Source organism: Allorhizobium sp. DMC15 (assembly GCF_056314065.1).
In genome coordinates this window covers 461372-481335 of sequence record NZ_JBQUZB010000002.1, presented here as the reverse complement: position 1 = coordinate 481335, position 19964 = coordinate 461372, and the positions used below count along the sequence as shown (strand labels likewise).

Annotated in this window: 17 protein-coding genes and 1 pseudogene; 13 read left to right on the top strand and 5 right to left on the bottom strand. The window is 62.0% G+C overall.

All coding sequences use genetic code 11. From position 1 onward, the window contains the following. Nucleotide 1: 1 nt before the first annotated feature. The 5 genes and pseudogenes from ACT53S_RS10895 to ACT53S_RS10875 all read right to left on the bottom strand — a co-directional run bounded on the left by ACT53S_RS10895 (nucleotide 2) and on the right by ACT53S_RS10875 (nucleotide 8033). Nucleotides 2-925, bottom strand: a complete 924-nt coding sequence (locus ACT53S_RS10895; RefSeq protein WP_476066991.1) for a response regulator — start codon at nucleotides 923-925, stop codon at nucleotides 2-4. Next, entirely contained in the window at nucleotides 918-4301 is a 3384-nt protein-coding gene (locus tag ACT53S_RS10890; protein WP_476066990.1) for a hybrid sensor histidine kinase/response regulator, read from the bottom strand. The genes ACT53S_RS10895 and ACT53S_RS10890 overlap by 8 nt, the downstream gene beginning before the upstream one ends. A gap of 92 nt (nucleotides 4302-4393) precedes the next feature. Next, on the bottom strand, nucleotides 4394-4852 hold the full coding sequence (locus tag ACT53S_RS10885) for a DUF5680 domain-containing protein (protein ID WP_113379010.1): 459 nt from the start codon (nucleotides 4850-4852) through the stop codon (nucleotides 4394-4396). Nucleotides 4853-4944: 92 nt separating this feature from the next. Next, nucleotides 4945-7489 (bottom strand): annotated as a pseudogene (locus ACT53S_RS10880) (HWE histidine kinase domain-containing protein). Continuing rightward, nucleotides 7446-8033: a biliverdin-producing heme oxygenase gene (locus ACT53S_RS10875; protein ID WP_476066989.1), complete on the bottom strand. Its 588-nt coding sequence runs from the start codon at nucleotides 8031-8033 to the stop codon at nucleotides 7446-7448. The pseudogene ACT53S_RS10880 and the gene ACT53S_RS10875 overlap by 44 nt, the downstream one beginning before the upstream one ends. Before the next feature lie 288 nt (nucleotides 8034-8321). Between ACT53S_RS10875 and urtA the strand changes: the two genes are divergently transcribed. The 13 genes from urtA (at nucleotide 8322) to ureC (ending at nucleotide 19920) form a co-directional block, all read left to right on the top strand. Continuing rightward, nucleotides 8322-9611 (top strand): urea ABC transporter substrate-binding protein, encoded by a 1290-nt coding sequence (urtA, locus tag ACT53S_RS10870; RefSeq protein WP_476066988.1) that lies wholly within the window; start codon nucleotides 8322-8324, stop codon nucleotides 9609-9611. 174 nt (nucleotides 9612-9785) lie between these two features. After that, on the top strand, nucleotides 9786-11390 hold the full coding sequence (gene urtB, locus ACT53S_RS10865; protein ID WP_476066987.1) for an urea ABC transporter permease subunit UrtB: 1605 nt from the start codon (nucleotides 9786-9788) through the stop codon (nucleotides 11388-11390). Continuing rightward, nucleotides 11387-12556 (top strand): urea ABC transporter permease subunit UrtC, encoded by a 1170-nt coding sequence (urtC, locus tag ACT53S_RS10860; RefSeq protein ID WP_142067709.1) that lies wholly within the window; start codon nucleotides 11387-11389, stop codon nucleotides 12554-12556. The genes urtB and urtC overlap by 4 nt, the downstream gene beginning before the upstream one ends. A 4-nt stretch (nucleotides 12557-12560) precedes the next feature. Continuing rightward, on the top strand, nucleotides 12561-13316 hold the full coding sequence (urtD, locus tag ACT53S_RS10855; protein ID WP_476066986.1) for an urea ABC transporter ATP-binding protein UrtD: 756 nt from the start codon (nucleotides 12561-12563) through the stop codon (nucleotides 13314-13316). 172 nt (nucleotides 13317-13488) lie between these two features. Next, nucleotides 13489-14184 (top strand): urea ABC transporter ATP-binding subunit UrtE, encoded by a 696-nt coding sequence (gene urtE, locus ACT53S_RS10850; protein WP_476066985.1) that lies wholly within the window; start codon nucleotides 13489-13491, stop codon nucleotides 14182-14184. A gap of 97 nt (nucleotides 14185-14281) precedes the next feature. Next, nucleotides 14282-15409, top strand: a complete 1128-nt coding sequence (locus tag ACT53S_RS10845; RefSeq protein WP_476066984.1) for a CE1 family esterase — start codon at nucleotides 14282-14284, stop codon at nucleotides 15407-15409. Then, the gene (locus ACT53S_RS10840; protein ID WP_476066983.1) at nucleotides 15352-16170 is read left to right on the top strand and encodes an urease accessory protein UreD; all 819 of its coding nucleotides are present in this window, start codon (nucleotides 15352-15354) and stop codon (nucleotides 16168-16170) included. Before ACT53S_RS10845 ends, ACT53S_RS10840 begins: the two co-directional genes overlap by 58 nt. 21 nt (nucleotides 16171-16191) lie before the next feature. Then, nucleotides 16192-16494, top strand: a complete 303-nt coding sequence (locus tag ACT53S_RS10835) for an urease subunit gamma (protein WP_062279689.1) — start codon at nucleotides 16192-16194, stop codon at nucleotides 16492-16494. A gap of 11 nt (nucleotides 16495-16505) precedes the next feature. Next, nucleotides 16506-16760: a DUF1272 domain-containing protein gene (locus ACT53S_RS10830; RefSeq protein ID WP_102018245.1), complete on the top strand. Its 255-nt coding sequence runs from the start codon at nucleotides 16506-16508 to the stop codon at nucleotides 16758-16760. A gap of 20 nt (nucleotides 16761-16780) precedes the next feature. Next, the gene (locus ACT53S_RS10825) at nucleotides 16781-17086 is read left to right on the top strand and encodes an urease subunit beta (RefSeq protein ID WP_476066982.1); all 306 of its coding nucleotides are present in this window, start codon (nucleotides 16781-16783) and stop codon (nucleotides 17084-17086) included. 24 nt (nucleotides 17087-17110) lie between these two features. Further along, nucleotides 17111-17539 (top strand): lysozyme inhibitor LprI family protein, encoded by a 429-nt coding sequence (locus ACT53S_RS10820; protein WP_476066981.1) that lies wholly within the window; start codon nucleotides 17111-17113, stop codon nucleotides 17537-17539. A 12-nt stretch (nucleotides 17540-17551) separates the two neighbouring features. Next, nucleotides 17552-18202: a Urease operon accessory protein gene (locus tag ACT53S_RS10815; RefSeq protein ID WP_476066980.1), complete on the top strand. Its 651-nt coding sequence runs from the start codon at nucleotides 17552-17554 to the stop codon at nucleotides 18200-18202. 5 nt (nucleotides 18203-18207) lie between these two features. Beyond that, nucleotides 18208-19920: an urease subunit alpha gene (gene ureC / locus ACT53S_RS10810; protein ID WP_113379024.1), complete on the top strand. Its 1713-nt coding sequence runs from the start codon at nucleotides 18208-18210 to the stop codon at nucleotides 19918-19920. Nucleotides 19921-19964 lie beyond the last annotated feature (44 nt).

Here is a 19964-nt window from a genome sequence, read left to right as displayed (position 1 = left end):
CTCAGGTCTCGCGCAACACATCAGCCGCCTTGACGGCGGCCGAGGCGCGGTTTTCGACGCCCAGCTTGGCGTAGATTTGCTCGAGATGCTTGTTCACCGTGCGGGCGGACAAGCCGAGGATCTCGCCGATATCCCGGTTGGCCTTGCCCTTGGCGATCCAGAGCAGCACTTCGCTTTCGCGATGGGTCAGGCCGAAGCGTTCACGCAGCATTTCGTCCTCGCTCTGACGGTTCGCCGAGGTGAGGCGGAAAAGATATTCGTCCGCGCCGATCGTGCCGAGCAGGGAGAGGGTGAGGGGAAGGCCGGTGGCGCCCGGGAAGGGGAAGCTGGAGTCCGAGTGCATGGACGTGCCGGCCCGGCGGGCCTGAAGCCAACTGGCGGCTGCTCTGGCAACGTCGCCGATACCCTCGGCATGACCTGTCGCTGTCTCGATCAGGCGATTGGCCTGTGGTGTCGTCCAGTGCACCTGCCCGTCGCCCCGGATGGCCAGCAGATGCCGGCCCGCGGCATCGAGAGCCACGCGGGCGCTTTGAGCCGACCGCGCGTTCGACAGATGGACGCGGATGCGCGCGCGCAGCTCATCGATGTTGATCGGCTTGGTGAGATAGTCGACGCCTCCGCATTCCAGCGCCTTTACCACATGTTCCGTCTCGGTCAGTCCAGTCATGAAGATCACGGGGACCTGGGCCACGACCGGTTCGGCCTTCAGTGCACGGCAGGTCTCGAAACCGTCCATGCCGGGCATCACGGCATCGAGGAGGATCAGATCGGGGCTGATGCGGGCGACGATCGACAGTGCCGCGTGGCCAGAGGTCGCAATCAGCACCGAATAGCCTGAGGCTTCCAGCGCTTCCGTGAGGAAACCGAGTGCATCGGGGCTGTCGTCGACGAGCAGGACGATATCGCGCTTTGCGGCTTCAGCCATCGATGGCCTCCCTGGCGCTTTCGAAGGAGGTGAGGAAGCTGCGCAGACCGGCGAGGTCGAAAGCCTGGACATGGGCACGGGCGGTCTCGACGAAGGCGGCGTTACTTCCCAGTCCCGCCAGTTCGGCAAGCTTGGATTCGATGCCGCGGATGTAGCCGATGTCGCAGAGACTGATCAACTCCTCCAGATGGGCCGCTCCCGGTGACACCGGCTTTTGCGGTTGAAGCGCGGGCTGCAACAGGCGCGGATCGTCGGCATAAATCCAGTCGAGACCGAGGAAGCGGGCGAGCTTGTCGCGCAGGCGCGAGATGTCCACAGGCTTGGTGATCGCGTCGTCGTGACCCTCGCCGCCGGGGGCCGGGGCATCGCCAACATTGGCGGACAGCATCAGGATCGGTGCCTTCTGCCCGGCATCGCGCAACTTCTCAACCAGTTGCCAGCCGTTCATGCCTGGCATGGCGATGTCGACCAGGAAGAGGTCTGCCTTCACACCCTCGATGAGCGTTAGGCATTCGAGGCCACCGGCTGCCGTCAGCACGACGAAGTCCAGCGGCGCCAGTACCTCGCGCATCAGTTCGCGATGGTCCTCGTTGTCGTCGACGACGACGATGGTGCGGCGCGGGCCCGTATAGGAGACGATCTTGCGTTCGGGGGCCGGCGCCGTGTTCGGCCGGTCGATTGCCGACAGCATCAGGCGGATCCTGAAAGTCGATCCCTTGTCTCGCTCGCTGACCACCGAGATTTCGCCGCCCAACGTCTGGGTCAGCAGTTTGGTGATGGTCAACCCCAGGCCAAGGCCCGGCTGCGGGCGAATATTGTCGGCCTCGCCGCGCTGGAAGGGTTCATAGATGCGGGTCAGGTCCTTTTCCGCGATGCCGCGGCCGGTGTCGCTGACGGTGAAGGTGGCCACCTGGCTGCGATAGTCGACCGTGAAGCGGATCGTGCCTTCGTCGGTAAACTTGATGGCGTTGGACAGCAGGTTGACGAGGATCTGGCGGATGCGGCGCTCGTCTGTGCGGACGTAAAGCGGCAGGTTGCGCGAGCGCTGGTGCTCGAAGAGGATGCCCTTGGCAGCGGCCTGGGGAGCAAACATGTCGATGAGCTGGTCGAGAAAATCCTGGATGTTGACTTCGTTGGAGAAGACCTGCAGGCGGCCGGCCTCGATCTTCGAAATGTCCAGCAGCCCGTCGATCAGACCGGACAGGTGGTCGGCCGAGCGGCGGATGACTTTGATCGCCGATTGCCGAGGGAGGGGTATGGTCTCGTCGCGCTCCAAGATCTGGGCATAGCCGAGCACCGCGTTGAGCGGGGTTCGCAGCTCGTGGGAAAGCCCCACCACATACCGGCTCTTGGCGCGGTTGGCCGCCTCTGCCGTCTCCTTGGCGTTCTGTAATGCGGCGTCTGTCTTGCGGTGCGCGGCGATTTCCTTGAGCAGCAGGGTGTTCTGGCGCGAGGATTCCTCCTCGGCCACCAGCCGGCTGTCATGGGCGAGTACGTAGAACCAGGAGACGATACCGGCAATGATGGCGAAGATGAAGAAGACCACCAGCACCGTGCGGTTGACGACGTCGGTCATTGCGGGTGTTGCCACGTTCACCTGATGCGCGATGAGCGCAAGGATCGCCCCAATGAGCGAGATCGATGCCATGGCGGTCAGGGCGTAACGGCCGAGCCGGGTGGAGAACTTTTCCAAGAGCACGGCCGGCAGGAAGGTGCGGGCGACAGCGCCTGCCTGGGCGTTGATCTTCGCATGCGGCTTGCACATGTCGTGGCAGCGGCTGTCCAGTGTGCAACACAGGGAACAGATCGGCGCGGCGTAAGCCGGACACCAGGCCATGTCCTCCGGCTCGAAAGGATGTTCGCAGATCGAACAGGTGATACCGGTCTGGTTTTTCCAGCTCTGGCGGGGTTTGCGCGCGAGATAGAACTTGCCCGCCGTCGCCCAGGCGATCAGCGGAGAGATGAGAAAGGCGATGAGGGTCACAAAGGTCGACAGCGAGGCGAGAAGGCTGCCGAAGGCGCCGAAATGCGCGGCGAGCGCCATGCTGGCCGACAGGAGCATGGTGCCACAACCGACCGGGTTGATGTCGTAGAGATGAGCGCGCTTGAACTCGATACCCGGCGGCGAGAGGCCAAGGTTCTTGTTGATGAACAAATCGGCGGAGATGGCGCAGAGCCAGCTCATCGCAATGATCGAGAAGATGCCGAGCGTTTCTTCAAGCAGGCCGTAGATGCCGAGCTCCATGAGAAGCAGGGCGATCGCGACGTTGAAAACGAGCCACACGACGCGGCCGGGATGGCTGTGGGTCAGGCGCGAGAAGAAGTTCGACCAAGCGAGCGAGCCCGCATAGGCATTCATCACATTGATCTTCAGCTGCGAAATCACCACGAAACCGGCCATCAGCAGCATCGCGGCCGTCTCGTTGGGGATCATGTAGCCGAAAGCGGCAACGTACATATGGGCCGGATCAGCTGCCTCACCGATGGGTACGCCCGTCGACAGCGTCAGGACGGCCAGGAAAGAGCCCGCCAGCAGTTTCGGCACGCCCAGCACGACCCATCCGGAGCCTGCGAGGAAGATCGCGATGCGGTGATGGAGCTTGCGTGCCCCCTCGGGCGGCAGGAAGCGCAGGAAGTCCACCTGCTCGCCGATCTGCGGCATCAGAGCCAGGATCACGGCGGACGCCGCGCCAAATTCGAGGAGGTCGAAAGGGGCAGCGCTGCCCATGTGGGCATTCGAATGACCCACACCGGCAAAGGCGCGCCAGAGGTCGATCTTTTCCCAGTCGAGAAAGGCAATGAAGATGAATGGCAGGATGTTGAGTACGATCCAGAAAGGCTGGGTCAACAGCTGGAATTTCGAGATCATGCGGATCCCATAGGTCACCAGTGGCAGGACCACGACGGCGGAGATGATGTAGCCGAGCCAGAGTGGTATGCCGAAAGCGAGTTCCAGCGCCTTGGTCATGATCGAGGCCTCGATGGCGAAGAGCATGAAGGTGAAGCTGGCGTAGATCAGCGAGGTGATCGTCGAGCCGATATAGCCGAAGCCGGCGCCACGGGTCAGCAGATCGATGTCGACGCCGTGGCGGATGGCATAACGGCTGATGGGTACACCGACCAGCAGCATCAGCACCGCCGCAACAATGATGGCAAAGAAAGCGTTCGTGGTCCCGTAAGCAATGGTGATTGTGCCGCCGATCGCTTCCAGGGCCAGGAAAGAGATCGCGCCGATCGCCGTTTGGGATATGCGGCTGGACGAGAATTTTCGTGCGCTTTTGGCCGTGAAGCGGAGCGCGTAGTCTTCCAGAGTCTGGTTGGCGACCCAGCGGTTGTACTCCCGGCGGACGGGGATGATGCGTTGGCGTGCCGGCATGCCTAAATTCTAGCGCCTGTTCAAGGGTGACGTCGGTTTAGGCATTTTCACGGGATTGGTCAGAATAGCAAGGGCACAGAAAGGACTTGCCGTCAGGGTTTGACGAGGCCCCCGTGATAATCCAGCTGGTAGGACAGCCGTCCATTCACGCAAATGCGTTCCACGCCCTGAAAGCTTGCGACATCGCCGATGGATTCGTCGATATATTCCCCGAAGGCATGCTGGAAAGTGAAGCCACCGAGAAAGCGACCTTCCTGATAGAGGGCACTGAGTGCCTGACGGATCACCGTGCCGGCCCGCTCGCCATTGATCAGACCGGGTTCGAGGATGCGGCCATAATAATTGAGGGCCCACACCGGTTCGTCATTCTTCCAGACGACTTCCTGGCCGAGGAAATCGGTGCCGCCATAATAGCTGTCGAGATAGCCGAAAGGTCCGCGCCGGTAGGTGATGTCGTGGGCTGCCCGGCGTGATGCCTGCGTTTCTGCCGTCTTGCCGCCGACATAGCAGGCCGCCTTTGCTTCCAGGATAAACGATTCCAAGGCCCGCATAGCGCTCCCCATGTCAGAACATAAAGGGAACGTAGCGGGGTTGACGCTGTTCGGCAACCCTGCCTTTCCAGGGGGAATGTGGCGTCGGGGGGTTAGGCGCTCTGCAAGCGGTCCGACAGGGCTTTCAACAAAGCCACCGAATCGTACGGTTTGCGAACCACCGGGACATCGGCAAATCCTTCTGGCACGATAGAGCGGTCGTCGTAGCCCGTGGCAAACACGAAGGGAATGCCCAGCCTGGACAGTTCCTCGGCAACCGGCACCGAGGTGTCGCGACCGAGATTGATGTCGAGAATGGCGATCGAGGGCGTAAAGGTCTTCAGCCGGTTGAGAGCATCGGCGCTGGAACTCGCCGTCACGACGTTCTCCAGCCCGGCATCGGCCAGCATCATCTCCGCGTCCATGGCAATGAGCACCTGATCCTCGACCAGAAGCACGGGCAGGCCGGGTTGCAGCGGCTTGCTCTCTGCGGTCGGGCCTGATGTCTCAGCGGACGGGTGCTCTTGGGAAATTGCAGCAGTCTCCCAACTCAGAAATCGACCGGGAATGCAGAATTCCGCGGTCAGACCTTCCGGTTTATAATCCAGATGGCTGGTACCACCAAGGTCATAAGGAATGCTGCGTTCGATGAGCGCCGTGCCGAAGCCCTTACGGCCGATCGGGCCGACGGTCGGGCCGCCGCTTTCCTGCCAGCGGATCAGGCAATCGTCGTCTGCCGTCCGCTGCCATTCAACGGATAGCGTTCCCCCCGTCCGAGACAAGGCTCCATACTTCGCGGCATTGGTGCAAAGTTCGTGGATGACGAGCGCGGCAACGGCATGGGCGCGCGCGTCAAGGGTCACGGCTCCGCCCTTCAGCGACAGCGTGTCGAGACCGCCGCGATAGGGCAGGAGTTCCGCCTGCAGCAGATCGGATAGCGAACCGCCACCGTCCCCACGCGTCAACTGATCATGGGCATGGGAGAGTGCATGGATGCGGCCCCGCAGGGAGCCGATATAGTGGTCGATCGGTACCTCGTCCTGTCCGGGTGCTGCGACCAGCGACTTGATCACGGCCAGGATGTTCTTCACGCGATGGTTCAATTCCTCGTTCAGCATCCGCTGACGAACATCCGCCTTGCTGCGCTCTTCCTGCATCAGTTCGTTGTGATGCAGGACGATCTCGACGGTGGCGGACCGGATCGCCTCGGCGATCTCCAGGTCTGCGTCCTGCCAGGGTTCTGCCTGGTGACGCACCGTCTCTTTCCAAATGGCAAAACTCTTGCGCGGCGTCAGCCGGTCGCCGAGCGGGCCGACATCGTAGGTCTTTTCCGGATTGCCGGCCCAGTTCAAGGTCTGCAAACGCTCTTTGCGGAAAAAGAACAGATAATCTCGCGGGATCTGCGACAGGGGAACGGCCAGTACGCCGGAGACGATTTCGGGATAATCCGCTTCGGGACAGTCGGTCGACAGGGACTTCGTCGCCCAAAATGCGGCCATCGGAGGTTTCGCCGACGAAGCGCGCGAGTTCTGCTTCCTCGCCGGAAGGCGGCACGGTGCCGATCGCGGTCCAGCGGTCCTTCATCCAGAGGCCGACACCATCGCAGGCCAACAGCTTCTGAAATTCTGGCAGGGCGCTCGCCAAAATCTCATCGACGTCCGTTTGATGCGAGGCCGACTGGAGGAAGCGGTCGAGCGCGCGGCGGGCTTCCGTCGAGATGTCGAGTTTGCGCTTCTGTCGCAGGGCAAGGAGATGCAACGAGAAGAATTCGCCGAACATTTCGGCTGCGATCCGCTCAGACATGGTGAGCGTTTTCGGCGCATAGTGATGGCAGGCAATGAGGCCCCAGAGTTTGCCGTCGAGGATGAGAGAGATCGACATCGACGCGGCCACGCCCATGTTGCGCAGATATTCGCAATGGATCGGGGAGACGCTGCGCAGGTGGGCGAAGGAGAGGTCGAGCGGCAGACTGATCTCGTCTTCTTCCGGCAGCAGGCTGACGCGGGTACCGCGTGCGTCTGAAATGACACGGATTGGGTTTTGCATATAGAGGATGCGGGCCTGCTGGGGGATGTCCGTGGCCGGAAAGTATTGGCCCAGGAAACTTTCAAGATCCGGGCGCTTGGCTTCGCTTGCAACTTTCCCGGATCCATCCTCCTCGAAGCGATAAACCATGACCCGGTCATAGCCGAGGACCGTTCGTACCAATCGGGCCGAGGATGAGATCAACAGATCGATGTCGGCGATGTCCTTGACGCGGCCGATCATCTCGCGGGCCAATTGGAGCGGTTGCGTACGGCGCAGGGAGGGTTCGAATTCCAGGATGGCGCCGTCGTGCTGGCGGTGTACGGCGATGTCGAAATGATCGCCGTTGGGCAGCCGCAGATGGGCTATGACGGCGGGGCGGCTTGGATCCGGGGCCTGCGCGATGGCATTGCGCAGATCGTGGGTCGCTTCGTCGCCGAGCAAGTCGGCAATATGCCGACCCTTCAGCGCGCCCTCGGCGCGGAGCATAGCGTTGGCATTGGCGGAATAACGGTTGACCACGGTGATGCCGGGGTCGCAGGCAAGCAGGCAACCATGGGGCTGGATGCTGCCAGGGATATGGATCGGTTCACGGTCGCAATTCGACAGGTCGACGGTAGGCACGGTTGGCATTCAGGGCACTTTCGAAGGCGTTACGGGCATAGTCGAAAGCGGTGTCGGCCCAAGCTGCAGCTGCCCGATCGTCGTACACACACACGTTCTCCATACGCGTCGAGAACGCGCGCCAACTGGAAAAGTTCCGTGCCTGCGCAAAAAGATGACGGGCCCCATTGCTGTCAGTAAAACCCAGAGCTTCCGCCCGCTTGGCGAGAAGCCGGGCGCCGAGGGCTGAGCCTTCCAGAACATAGAGAAGTCCGATCTGCCCCGCGCCGTCAGGCGGCAAAAACTCTGGTAGATCGAGGGGCTCATCCAAACCGAGATCGCGAAGATCGGCCCGCAATTCCTCGCTGTACAGCCCGGGTTGCCAGTCCTCAAAGCCTGCGGGCGGCGGCGCCTTGGCAAGCCATGCTTCCACCGGCAGCCGGAAGCGCGCCATGCCGTCAAGATAACGCGCGTAGGAGGTGAGGGTGTCGAAGCTCCCGATCATCGTGTCGAGCGCGTGATGTGCCTCGGCGGTGCTGGTCTTCAGACCGAGCCGCCTGGGAGAGATATCCATGCTTCGTCTTTCGTTTTTCCGTACGATCCTACAGTGCCGCCTTGATCACTGACAAGCCAAGAGGGCGTTGCGCCGGCTTAGAGGGGCTGCGCATCCTGTCGGGTCAGCAGTGATATAGGCATGATGTGGACTTGGATCGAGGTGGCACGGCTCCTCTTCCCTCTTTTACCCCCTGGCCTACGTCAAACGACGTATACGGTTTTGCACTGCGGCATCCGATAGTCCCTCTCAGCAACGGTTAACAGACATTAACCGACCGGTTGCGACCAAGAAGAGGGGATCACAACAATGTCCATGAAGATGAAACTGACAGGCGCGCTTCTCGGCGCCATGCTGTCGACAACCGCCTTCCACGGCGCGTTTGCCGCAGACGACACCATCAAGATCGGCGTTCTCCACTCGCTGTCGGGCACGATGGCGATCTCTGAAACGACGCTGAAAGACGCCATGCTGATGCTCATCGAGGAGCAGAACAAGAAGGGTGGCGTTCTCGGCAAGAAGCTCGAAGCCGTCGTGGTCGACCCGGCCTCCGACTGGCCGCTGTTTGCTGAAAAGGCCCGCGAACTGATTTCCAAGGACAAGGTTGCTGCCGTTTTCGGTTGCTGGACTTCGTCGTCGCGCAAGTCCGTCCTGCCGGTCTTCGAAGAGCTGAACTCGATCCTCTTCTACCCGGTCCAGTACGAGGGTGAAGAATCCTCGCGCAACATCTTCTACACCGGTGCTGCTCCGAACCAGCAGGCGATCCCGGCTGTTGACTACCTGGCCGAAAACGAAGGCGTCGAGCGCTGGGTTCTCGCCGGTACCGACTACGTCTATCCGCAGACGACCAACAAGATCCTCAAGGCCTATCTGATGTCGAAGGGCGTTGCCGAAGAAGACATCATGATCAACTACACGCCGTTCGGTCATTCCGACTGGCAGACCATCGTTTCCGACATCAAGAAGTTCGGCTCTGCCGGCAAGAAGACCGCCGTCGTCTCGACCATCAACGGTGATGCGAACGTTCCGTTCTACAAGGAACTCGGCAACCAGGGCATCAAGGCTGAAGACATTCCGGTCGTCGCCTTCTCCGTCGGTGAAGAAGAACTCGCCGGCCTCGACACGGCCCCGCTCGTCGGTCACCTCGCTGCCTGGAACTACTTCCAGTCCGTCGATGCCCCGGTCAATGCCGAGTTCATCAAGACCTGGCATGCCTTCACCAAGAACGACAAGCGCGTGACCAACGACCCGATGGAAGCCGCCTATATCGGCTTCAACGCCTGGGTTAAGGCCGTCGAAGCTGCCGGAACCACCGACACCGACGCCGTTCTCGACTCGATCATCGGCGTTGCCGTCCCGAACCTGTCGGGTGGCTATTCGACCGTCATGCCGAACCACCACATCACCAAGCCGGTCCTGATCGGCGAAATCCAGGCCGACGGCCAGTTCGAAATCGTCCAGCAGACCCCGTCTGTCGTCGGTGACGAATGGTCGGATTACCTGCCCGACTCCAAGGACCTGATCTCCGATTGGCGCAAGCCGATGGAATGCGGCAACTTCAACGTTGCAACCGGCAAGTGCGGCGGCAAGGGCAGCTGATAATCCCCTTCTCCCTTCGGGGAGAAGGTGGTCCGAAGGACCGGATGAGGGGGAGGCGAAGCCTTGCGGCTCCCCCTCATCGCCTCGCATCCGCTCGGCACTTCTCCCCGCGGGGGAGAAGAGGGAGCAAGCCGCAATCGCCGATTTCCTGGTGAGCGACGGGGGACTGCCACAATGACACATCGAATTCTCACACTGCTTTTCATCTTCCTTTCCTTCGCCGCGCCCTCCTTTGCGCAGAGCGATCCGCGCGAACTCCTGAACGCGCTCGGAAAAGCCAATTTCAAGCAGGCCGAAGAGCTTCTCGGGCAGATCGCGGCGACCGCCGACGCCCGCGTCGTTCCCGCTCTCGAAGCCTTTGCGGAGGGCGATCTCTATGTCCGCAAGTCGGACAACCAGGTCTTCATCACCAAACCTGCCGGTAGCAATCTCGCGGCCATTGATGCCTTGACTGGCGAGACGGTCGGCGAGGAGCCGAAGGGCGCCTTCACCAAGATCAAGGTCAACAACTCCCTGCGTCGAGCGATCCGCTCAGCACTCGGCGGGTTGACGCTCTTGAGCCCTGACCGCAGCGTGCGCCTCGCCGCCGCCCAAGCGGTGTTGCAGTCGCCGAGTGCGGAAAATCTTGCCTTGATCGAGACGGCGCTCGCCACCGAGGCCGACTCGGAAGTCAAGGCGCGCATGGAAGAGGCGCGGGCCGTCTCCGTGCTTGCGTCCGATCGATCCGCCGATGACAAGCGTGCCGCCATCGCCACCGTCGCGTCGCTCGGCGGGCGTGAGGCGATCGGCATCCTGATGTCGGTGTCGTCAACCATCGACGACAGCCTGAAGCCGGATCTCGATGCGGCAATCAGCAAGATCGAGGGGCAGCTCCTGTTCTGGGATATGGGGCAGAACGTCTGGTACGGCATCTCGCTCGGTTCGGTGCTGTTGCTAGCGGCCATCGGCCTTGCCATCACCTTCGGCGTCATGGGCATCATCAACATGGCGCATGGCGAGATGGTGATGATCGGCGCCTATTCCACCTTCGTCGTCCAGCAGGTGATCCGCACCAACTATCCTGAACTGTTCGACTGGTCGCTGGCGATCGCGCTGCCCGTCGCCTTCCTGGTGACGGCCGCAGTAGGCCTGATCATCGAACGTGGCGTCATCCGCTTTCTCTATGGCCGGCCGCTCGAGACGCTGCTCGCCACCTGGGGCATTTCGCTCATCCTGCAGCAGACGATCCGCACCATCTTCGGCCCGACGAACCAGGAAGTCGGCAATCCCTCCTGGATGTCCGGCTCGTTTGCGCTCGGCGGCCTCTCGATCACCTGGAACCGGCTGTGGATCGTGCTATTTTCTCTCACGATCTTCTTCGCCTTGCTGGCCTTGATGAAGCGTTCGTCCTTCGGCTTGCAGATGCGTGCCGTCACGCAGAACCGCCGCATGGCTTCGTCCATGGGCATCCGCACCCCCTGGGTTGACGCCTTCACCTTTGCGCTCGGGTCCGGGATTGCCGGGATCGCCGGGGTGGCGCTGTCCCAGATCGACAATGTCTCGCCCAATCTCGGCCAGTCCTACATCATCGACAGTTTCATGGTGGTGGTGTTCGGCGGCGTCGGCAATCTCTGGGGCACTTTCGTCGGCGCGCTGTCGCTCGGGGTGCTTAACAAGTTCCTCGAACCTTCGGTTGGGGCTGTGCTTGGCAAGATCCTCGTGCTCGTCCTGATCATTCTCTTCATTCAAAAACGACCGCGCGGGCTCTTCGCGCTCAAGGGAAGGGCGGTGGAAGCATGATCAGCGGCTTCATCCTGCGCGCACTCGACGGCAAGATCGTCATCGCCATCGGCGTTCTCCTGGGCTTTGCCCTGCTGGTGCCAGCACTCAACCTGCTGACGCCGCCCGACAGCGCACTGCATGTTCCAACCTATGTGGTGTCGCTGCTTGGCAAATATCTCTGCTATGCGCTCCTGGCCTTGGCACTCGATCTCGTCTGGGGCTATTGCGGCATTCTCTCGCTCGGCCATGGCGCCTTCTTCGCGCTCGGCGGTTATGCGATGGGCATGTATCTGATGCGCCAGATCGGTTCCCGCGGCGTCTATGGCGACCCGATTTTGCCTGACTTCATGGTCTTCCTGAACTGGAAGGAACTGCCCTGGTTCTGGCATGGAATGAATTATTTCCCCGTCGCCATGGCCATGGTGCTGCTGGTGCCTGGCCTGCTCGCTTTCGTCTTCGGCTGGTTCGCTTTCCGCTCCCGCGTCAACGGTGTCTATCTTTCGATCATCACCCAGGCGATGACTTATGCGCTGCTCCTGGCCTTCTTCCGCAACGACATGGGCTTTGGCGGCAATAACGGGCTCACCGACTACAAGGAAATCCTCGGCTTCAACGTCCAGGCGGATGGTACGCGCGCCGTGCTTTTCATGCTCTCGGCGCTGTTTCTGGCGCTGTGCCTGATCCTCGCCTCCGCCATCACCCGTTCGAAGTTCGGCAAGGTGCTTGTCGGGGTGCGCGATGCGGAAAGCCGCGTGCGCTTTCTCGGTTACCGGGTCGAGAACATCAAACTCTTCACCTTCGTCGTCTCGGCGATGATGGCGGGCATCGCCGGTGCGCTCTTCGTACCGCAAGTCGGCATCATCAATCCGGGCGAATTTGCCCCGGCCAACTCGATCGAAGTCGTCGTGTGGACGGCCGTCGGTGGACGCGGCACGCTGATCGGGCCGATCATCGGGGCAATCCTCGTGAACCTCGGCAAGAGCTATTTTACCGGTGCCTTCCCCGATCTCTGGCTGTTTGCCCTGGGCGGACTGTTCATCTTCGTCACGCTCTTCCTGCCGAAGGGCATCGTCGGCACGGTCCAGGCGTACTTGGCCAAGCGCAAGGACTATGCCCGCGAGGCAGACAAGGATGCGGCGAATACCGACGTGAAACCCGAAACGACCCCCGTGGCTGCGGAGTGAGACCATGAGCGACCAGACAACATCGAGCCTGCTCTATCTCAACGGCGTGTCGGTTTCCTTCGACGGTTTCAAGGCGCTGAACTCGCTCTCCTTCATCGTCGAACCCGGTGAACTCAGGGCCATCATCGGCCCGAATGGCGCCGGCAAGACGACGATGATGGACATCATCACCGGCAAAACGCGGCCTGATACGGGTGACGTCTTCTTCGACGGTGGCAAGGTCGACCTGACGAAGAAGGACGAGGCGGAGATCGCTCAGCTCGGCATCGGCCGCAAGTTCCAGAAGCCGACGGTGTTCGAAAGCCACACCGTCTGGGACAATCTGGAACTGGCCCTCAACCGCAAGCGAGGGGTATTCGCAACGCTCTTCTACCGGCTGTCACCGGAGGACAAGGCGCGCATCGAGGAGATCCTGGAGACGGTGCGGCTCACCCATCGCAAGGATGAACTGGCCGCCAATCTTTCCCATGGGCAGAAGCAGTGGCTGGAGATCGGCATGCTGCTCGCCCAGGAGCCGAAGCTTCTGCTGGTCGACGAGCCGGTGGCTGGCATGACCGATGCCGAGACGGCTGAGACGGCCATTCTCCTCAAGGAAATCGCCAAGACCCGCTCCGTGGTCGTGGTCGAACACGACATGGGCTTCATTCGGGATCTCGGGGTGAAGGTGACGTGTCTGGCGGAAGGCTCGGTGCTGGCCGAGGGAACGATCGATTTCGTCTCGAATGACCAGAAGGTCATCGAGAACTATCTGGGGCGGTGATGGCCAGGCTTTTTCCCCTCCCCAACCCCTCCCCACAAGGGGGAGGGGCTGTCTCCGCCTTCGGGCTCGGAGATAGGGGCAGGAGCTATCGTCCCGGTCTCTCCCCCCTTGTGGGGGAGATGGCCGGCAGGCCAGAGGGGGTATTTTTCTTGCTCATTCGGGGGACAAACCCATGCTGACAGTCGAAAACGTCAATCTCCACTACGGTGCCGCCCAGGCCCTGCGCGGCGTGTCGATCAATGCCGAGATGGGCAAGATCACCTGCGTGCTCGGGCGAAACGGGGTCGGGAAGTCGTCGCTCTTGCGCGCCATCACCGGCCAGCATGCGGTGTCGGCCGGAACGATCACCTTCAATGGCACCAAGCTCAACGGCATGGCTCCGTTCAACCGGGCGCGGACGGGGGTCGGTTATGTGCCACAGGGGCGTGAGATCTTTCCGCTGCTGACCGTCAAGGAAAACCTGGAAACCGGTTATGCACCGCTCGACCGTAAGGACCGCTACATCCCCGACGACATCTTCAGCCTGTTCCCGGTTCTGGATTCCATGCTGTCGCGGCGCGGCGGTGACCTCTCGGGCGGGCAGCAGCAGCAGCTCGCGATCGGGCGGGCCATGGTGACGCGGCCGAAGATCCTGGTGCTGGACGAGCCGACGGAAGGCATCCAGCCGTCGATCATCAAGGATATCGGCCGGGCGATCCGCTACCTGCGCGATACCTCAGGCATGGCGATCCTGCTCGTTGAGCAGTATCTCGATTTCTGCCGCGAGCTTGCCGATCACGTTTACATCATGGATCGCGGCGAGATCGTGCATCAGGGGGCGGCCGAAACGCTGGACACGCCGGAGGCGCGCCGACATCTGACCGTGTGATTTTGCAAGACAGGGTTGATGATTTATTAGCGAAGTCGGGTTGATGCTGGGGACACGCGTGGTATTGAACGCGCATCTGCAAACAGAAGGCACATCCATGACATCCAGCACGGTCTCTCACCGCGCTCGGGCGAGCGTATTTGCTCGTGCGGTCGCGGGGCTTTTTCTCTTCGGTCTTTCGGCAGTTTCCGCCGAAGCTGCCAGCTGTGGCACTGCGGTCCAGCCGGGCCAACATAGCCTGACCTTCCAGTCTGGCGGCGTGATGCGCGAGGCGGTCTATGTCATTCCGACCAGTTATTCGGGCAAGAAAAAGGTCCCGCTGGTCCTCGATTTCCACGGCTCAAACAGCAATCCCACGGTGCAGCTGAAGCGGAGCCACTGGGACGAAGTCGCCGAGCGCGAGGGTTTCGTCGTCATGGCGCTCGCCGGCAGCCTGAAGGGCGAGCTGCCCAATACCCATGCCTGGAACGTGCCGGGTGTCACGGCCGGCGAGGGGGCAGATGAATCGCTCGCCATCCGCGATGCGGTGAAGCTCGCCAAGGACACGCTTTGCATCGACACGGCGAAGATCTATGCCTCGGGTTATTCGGGGGGCGGACGGATGTTGTCGCAATATATCTGCAACGGATATGGCGATTTCGCCGCTGCCGGCTTTGTCATGGGGCTTCGTGCCGGCACGCCGGTCGAGGAGAACGGCGTATGGCGGCCAAGGCGCGAAAGCTGCCAGCCAAGCCGGCCCGTCTCGATCATCGCCTTCTCGGGCATGAAGGATCACGTCAACCCATTCGATGGCGGCGGCAAGGCCTATTGGCGTTATGGTGGCGAAGTGGCGCTCAACCGCTGGGCCGAGCTCAACGGTTGCGAGACACGGCCACAAACCGAGACCGGGACGTCGGCCGATGTCTCCCGTTATATGGGTTGCCGGGCCGGCACCAGCGTCATGTCCTATGTGATCGCCAATGCCGACCATGCCTGGCCGGCCCGCTCCGTGCTGTTCCAGCTGGCATCGAGCGGAGACAAGACGATCCGCGAGGTTGATGCGACCGACAGAATGTGGGACTTCTTCCGCACATCCGGCGGTGATTTGATGGCCGGAAATACCGTCGGTGCGTCCTGCACGGACGGACAGACAACCGCCTCGACACAGAATGGCGGGCAGGGGAAAACGTGCAAACAAGCCAGCACACACGACAACAGCGTGCCCGTGGTATCGGGCGACTTGTAACCAAGTCGCTCGGCGGGCGCACGCGCATCGCCGAGCTTTTCCAGGAGGGGGCGGCGAAGATCCGCTTGCCCGAAAGTTTTACCGACGAACTCGAGGCGGTGACGATCAACACCGCGGGCGGCATTACCGGCGGCGACGAATTCGACTGGCATTTTCGCGCCGGCCCCGGCTGCTTCGTCACCGCGACAACACAGGCCTGCGAGAAGATCTACAAGGCCTCTGCCGGCACCGGCCAGATCACCAGCCGAATCGAGGTGGGAGCAGGCGCCAAATTCCACTGGCTGCCGCAGGAAAGCATTCTCTTCGACAACGCTTCTCTCACCCGACGGCTTGAAGTCGATCTCGCTGAGGACGCCGAATTCCTGGCCGTCGAGGCGATCCTTCTCGGCCGCAAGGCCATGGGCGAGGCGATGAGTACCGGGCTCGTGCGCGATCGCTGGCGCATCCGCCGCGAGGGGCGTTTGCTGCATGCCGAAGACCTCAAACTCGAAGGTGATGTCGCCGGCCTGACCGCTCATCCGGGCGTGCTGTCGGGCCGGGTCGCCTTTGCGACGCTCATTCATGTCAGTCCCCGTGCGGAAGGGCTGGTCAGCCCAATTCGTGAGCTGATTGGTGAAGAAATGGGCGGCGTAAGTTATTGGCAAGGCAAGCTTGTTGCCCGTGTCTCGGCCAGTGACGGCTTTGCCTTGCGAAAAATCCTCATCCCGATCATTTCGGCCTTGCGCGGGGGCGCGTCTGTGCCAAAAGTCTGGACTCTCTGACGACACCTGATTGGAGCACGCATGAACCTGACGCCACGGGAAAAGGACAAACTGCTGATCGCCATGGCCGCCATCGTTGCGCGGCGCCGGCTGGAGCGGGGCGTCAAGCTCAACTATCCGGAAGCGATCGCGCTCATTTCCGATTTCGTCGTTGAAGGCGCGCGCGACGGCCGCAGCGTCGCCGATCTGATGGAGGCGGGCGCCCATGTCATCACCCGGGACCAGGTGATGGAGGGCATCGCCGAGATGATCCACGACGTGCAGGTCGAGGCGACGTTCCCGGACGGGACGAAGCTCGTGACCGTACACGAACCGATCCGCTGAGGACTGAGATCATGGCGCTGGAACTTCGGCCGAACTGCGAGTGCTGCGACAAGGATCTGCCGCCGGAGAGCCTGGCGATGATCTGCAGTTTCGAATGCACCTATTGCGCCGACTGCGCGGAGACCACGCTTGCCGGCATCTGCCCGAACTGCGGCGGTGAACTGGTGCGCCGGCCGATCCGGCCCGCCGGCAAGCTCGCCAACAATCCTGCCTCCACCAAACGCATCCTCAAAGCCGAGGGCTGCCAGCCCTCGCGCGCCGCTTGAACCCGCTGAAGGAGCGATTCATGATCCCCGGTGAAATCATTGCAGCCGCAGGCGAAATCGAACTGAATGCCGGCCTTCCGACGGTGACGATCGAGGTGTCCAACAGCGGTGACCGTCCGGTGCAGGTCGGCAGCCACTATCATTTCTACGAGACCAATGCCGGGCTGATCTTCGAGCGCGAACAGGCGCGCGGCATGCGGCTCGATATCCCGGCGGGCACGGCTGTGCGCTTCGAACCCGGTCAGACTCGGCAGGTGACGCTGATCCCGCTGTCGGGCAAACGCGAAGTCTATGGATTCCGCCAGCAGGTCATGGGCGGCCTCTGACATGGCTGGCCGGAGGGGATGGTCATGGTGCGTGCGATGAACTGGGGCGTGATCCTGATGCTGTGCGGCTGCGTATTGCTGCAAGACGCGCCGGCCTCGGGTGAGGACGTGCGGGACGTCGACTGCAACAATGCCCAGACTCAGGCCGACATGAACCAGTGTGCGGCCGAGGACTATCGAAAAGCCGATGCCGCGATGAATGCCCAATGGGCCGAGACGCGCGCCGCCATGCTCGCATGGGACAAGGCGACGCCCCCCTCAGGAGACAATGGAGCGGCCAAGCGGCTTCTGGTTTCGCAGCGCGCCTGGCTCGCCTATCGCGACGCCGCCTGCGATGTCGAAGGTTACTCGGTTGAAGGTGGTTCGATGCAGCCGTTGATGATCTCTTCCTGTCTGGCGGAGCTGACGAAGCGCCGGACGGAAGAGCTGAAATCATTGGTCGGGCTCTATTGAGGGTGTGACGCGATGGCTCAGGCACGGCAGGTCATGATTGTCGGCAATGGACCGGTGGACGAAGGAGTGGCCTCGCTCATCGATGCGGCGGATCTCGTCATCCGATTCAACGGCAGCCGCAATTTCGGCGCGGCGGGGCGCAAGACGGATATCGTCGCTGTCTGCAACACCGGCCGTCCGGGGGCTCAGATGCTCGCCGATCCGAACTGGCGCGACAGCGAAGCCGTGCGCCGCACGGCGGAGATCTGGTCGGTGCGCGATCCCCAGAAGTTTGCCGACCTCAAGCCGGCGCTTGCCATCAGCCATCCCGAACTCGACGATTTCTGCGATGATTACACCGACGGCTTCGCAACCTTTGCCCATGCAAATGGCAAGCGCCACAGGATCATCCATCGTGACGTGCACGAGGCGCTGGACGAGACCCTCCTTGCGCTCGACGCCGAGCCTTACGTCGTGCCGTCCAGTGGCCTGGTGGTGATCGAGGCGCTGCTCTCCGATCCTGCCCATGCCGATGACACGATCATCCTTGCCGGTTTCGGCCATGCCGGCTGGGATGGTCATCCCTTCGACGCCGAGCGTCGTCTGGTCGATCGTTACATCGCCAGCGGCCGCGTGATGCGGCTGCAACCCCTCTTTGCTTCCTCCCTCTCCCAAGGAGCCTGACGCCCATGTCCTTCAAGATGTCCCGCGCCGCCTATGCTTCAATGTTCGGTCCGACCAAGGGCGACAAGGTGCGTCTTGCCGATACGGAACTGTTCATCGAGGTGGAGAAGGATTTCACCACCTATGGGGAAGAGGTGAAGTTCGGCGGTGGCAAGGTCATCCGGGATGGCATGGGTCAAAGCCAGGTCACGCGGGCTGACGGCGCCGTCGATACCGTCATCACCAATGCGCTGATCCTCGACCACTGGGGCATCGTGAAGGCGGATATCGGCCTGAAGGATGGCCGGATCGTTGCGATCGGCAAGGCCGGCAATCCGGACACCCAGCCCGGCGTCGACATCATCGTCGGTCCGGGCACGGAAGCAATTGCCGGCGAAGGCAAGATCATCACCGCCGGCGGCATGGACGCCCATATCCACTTCATCTGCCCTCAGCAGATCGAGGAGGCGCTGATGTCCGGCCTCACCTGCATGCTGGGCGGCGGCACCGGTCCCGCCCATGGCACGCTCGCCACCACCTGCACGCCCGGCCCCTGGCACATCGCACGGATGATCGAGGCGGCGGATGCTTTCCCGATGAACCTCGCCTTTGCCGGCAAGGGCAATGCCTCGCTACCGGGGGCGCTCGAGGAAATGGTGCTGGCCGGCGCCACTTCGCTCAAGCTGCACGAGGACTGGGGCACCACGCCCGGTGCCATCGACTGCTGCCTGTCGGTTGCCGACCAGTATGACGTTCAGGTGATGATCCACACGGATACGCTGAACGAGTCGGGCTTCGTCGAGGATACGGTCGGCGCGATCAAGGGCCGCACGATCCATGCCTTCCACACGGAAGGGGCGGGCGGTGGCCATGCACCCGACATCATCAAGATCTGCGGCCAGCTGAACGTCATTCCGTCGTCGACCAATCCGACGCGGCCCTACACGGTCAACACGATCGCCGAGCATCTCGACATGCTGATGGTCTGCCATCACCTGTCGTCCTCGATCCCTGAGGATATTGCCTTTGCCGAAAGCCGCATCCGCAAGGAAACCATCGCGGCCGAAGACATCCTGCACGATATCGGTGCCTTTTCGATCATCTCGTCCGACAGCCAGGCCATGGGCCGCGTCGGTGAAGTCGCGATCCGCACCTGGCAGACTGCGGACAAGATGAAGCGCCAGCGTGGGCGCCTGCCGAGCGAGACAGGCGACAACGACAATGTCCGCGTCAAGCGCTACATCGCCAAATACACGATCAACCCCGCCATCGCGCACGGTCTGTCCCACGAAATCGGCTCGGTCGAAATCGGCAAGCGCGCCGACCTCGTCATCTGGAACCCGGCTTTCTTCGGCGTGAAGCCCGATATGGTGCTGCTCGGCGGCATGATTGCGGCAGCTCCGATGGGCGACCCGAACGCCTCGATCCCGACCCCGCAGCCGGTGCATTACCGGCCGATGTTCGGCTCCTTCGGCAAGGCGCGTACCAATACGTCCGTCACCTTCGTCTCCCAGGCGGCGCTGGATGGCGGGCTCGCCAACCGGCTCGGCACCGCCAAGCAGATGGTCGCGGTCAAGAACACGCGCGGCGGCATCTCGAAGAAGTCGATGATCCACAATGATCTGACGCCGCATATCGAGGTCGATCCGGAAACCTATGAAGTGCGGGCTGATGGCGAGCTGCTCACCTGCGAACCGGCGACCAAGCTGCCGATGGCGCAGCGGTATTTCCTGTTCTGATCGGGCGCAGGCGGCTGGATTGCCGGTTTCGCGGTTTGGTGTAC

Bases quoted from the DNA above. Each gene is read 5' to 3' on its own strand.
- ACT53S_RS10895 (WP_476066991.1), bottom strand. From the start codon at position 925: ATGGCTGAAGCCGCAAAGCGCGATATCGTCCTGCTCGTCGACGACAGC.
- ACT53S_RS10890 (WP_476066990.1), bottom strand. From the start codon at position 4,301: ATGCCGGCACGCCAACGCATCATCCCCGTCCGCCGGGAGTACAACCGC.
- ACT53S_RS10885 (WP_113379010.1), bottom strand. From the start codon at position 4,852: ATGCGGGCCTTGGAATCGTTTATCCTGGAAGCAAAGGCGGCCTGCTAT.
- ACT53S_RS10875 (WP_476066989.1), bottom strand. From the start codon at position 8,033: ATGGATATCTCTCCCAGGCGGCTCGGTCTGAAGACCAGCACCGCCGAG.
- urtA (WP_476066988.1), top strand. From the start codon at position 8,322: ATGTCCATGAAGATGAAACTGACAGGCGCGCTTCTCGGCGCCATGCTG.
- urtB (WP_476066987.1), top strand. From the start codon at position 9,786: ATGACACATCGAATTCTCACACTGCTTTTCATCTTCCTTTCCTTCGCC.
- urtC (WP_142067709.1), top strand. From the start codon at position 11,387: ATGATCAGCGGCTTCATCCTGCGCGCACTCGACGGCAAGATCGTCATC.
- urtD (WP_476066986.1), top strand. From the start codon at position 12,561: ATGAGCGACCAGACAACATCGAGCCTGCTCTATCTCAACGGCGTGTCG.
- urtE (WP_476066985.1), top strand. From the start codon at position 13,489: ATGCTGACAGTCGAAAACGTCAATCTCCACTACGGTGCCGCCCAGGCC.
- ACT53S_RS10845 (WP_476066984.1), top strand. From the start codon at position 14,282: ATGACATCCAGCACGGTCTCTCACCGCGCTCGGGCGAGCGTATTTGCT.
- ACT53S_RS10835 (WP_062279689.1), top strand. From the start codon at position 16,192: ATGAACCTGACGCCACGGGAAAAGGACAAACTGCTGATCGCCATGGCC.
- ACT53S_RS10830 (WP_102018245.1), top strand. From the start codon at position 16,506: ATGGCGCTGGAACTTCGGCCGAACTGCGAGTGCTGCGACAAGGATCTG.
- ACT53S_RS10825 (WP_476066982.1), top strand. From the start codon at position 16,781: ATGATCCCCGGTGAAATCATTGCAGCCGCAGGCGAAATCGAACTGAAT.
- ACT53S_RS10820 (WP_476066981.1), top strand. From the start codon at position 17,111: ATGGTGCGTGCGATGAACTGGGGCGTGATCCTGATGCTGTGCGGCTGC.
- ACT53S_RS10815 (WP_476066980.1), top strand. From the start codon at position 17,552: ATGGCTCAGGCACGGCAGGTCATGATTGTCGGCAATGGACCGGTGGAC.
- ureC (WP_113379024.1), top strand. From the start codon at position 18,208: ATGTCCTTCAAGATGTCCCGCGCCGCCTATGCTTCAATGTTCGGTCCG.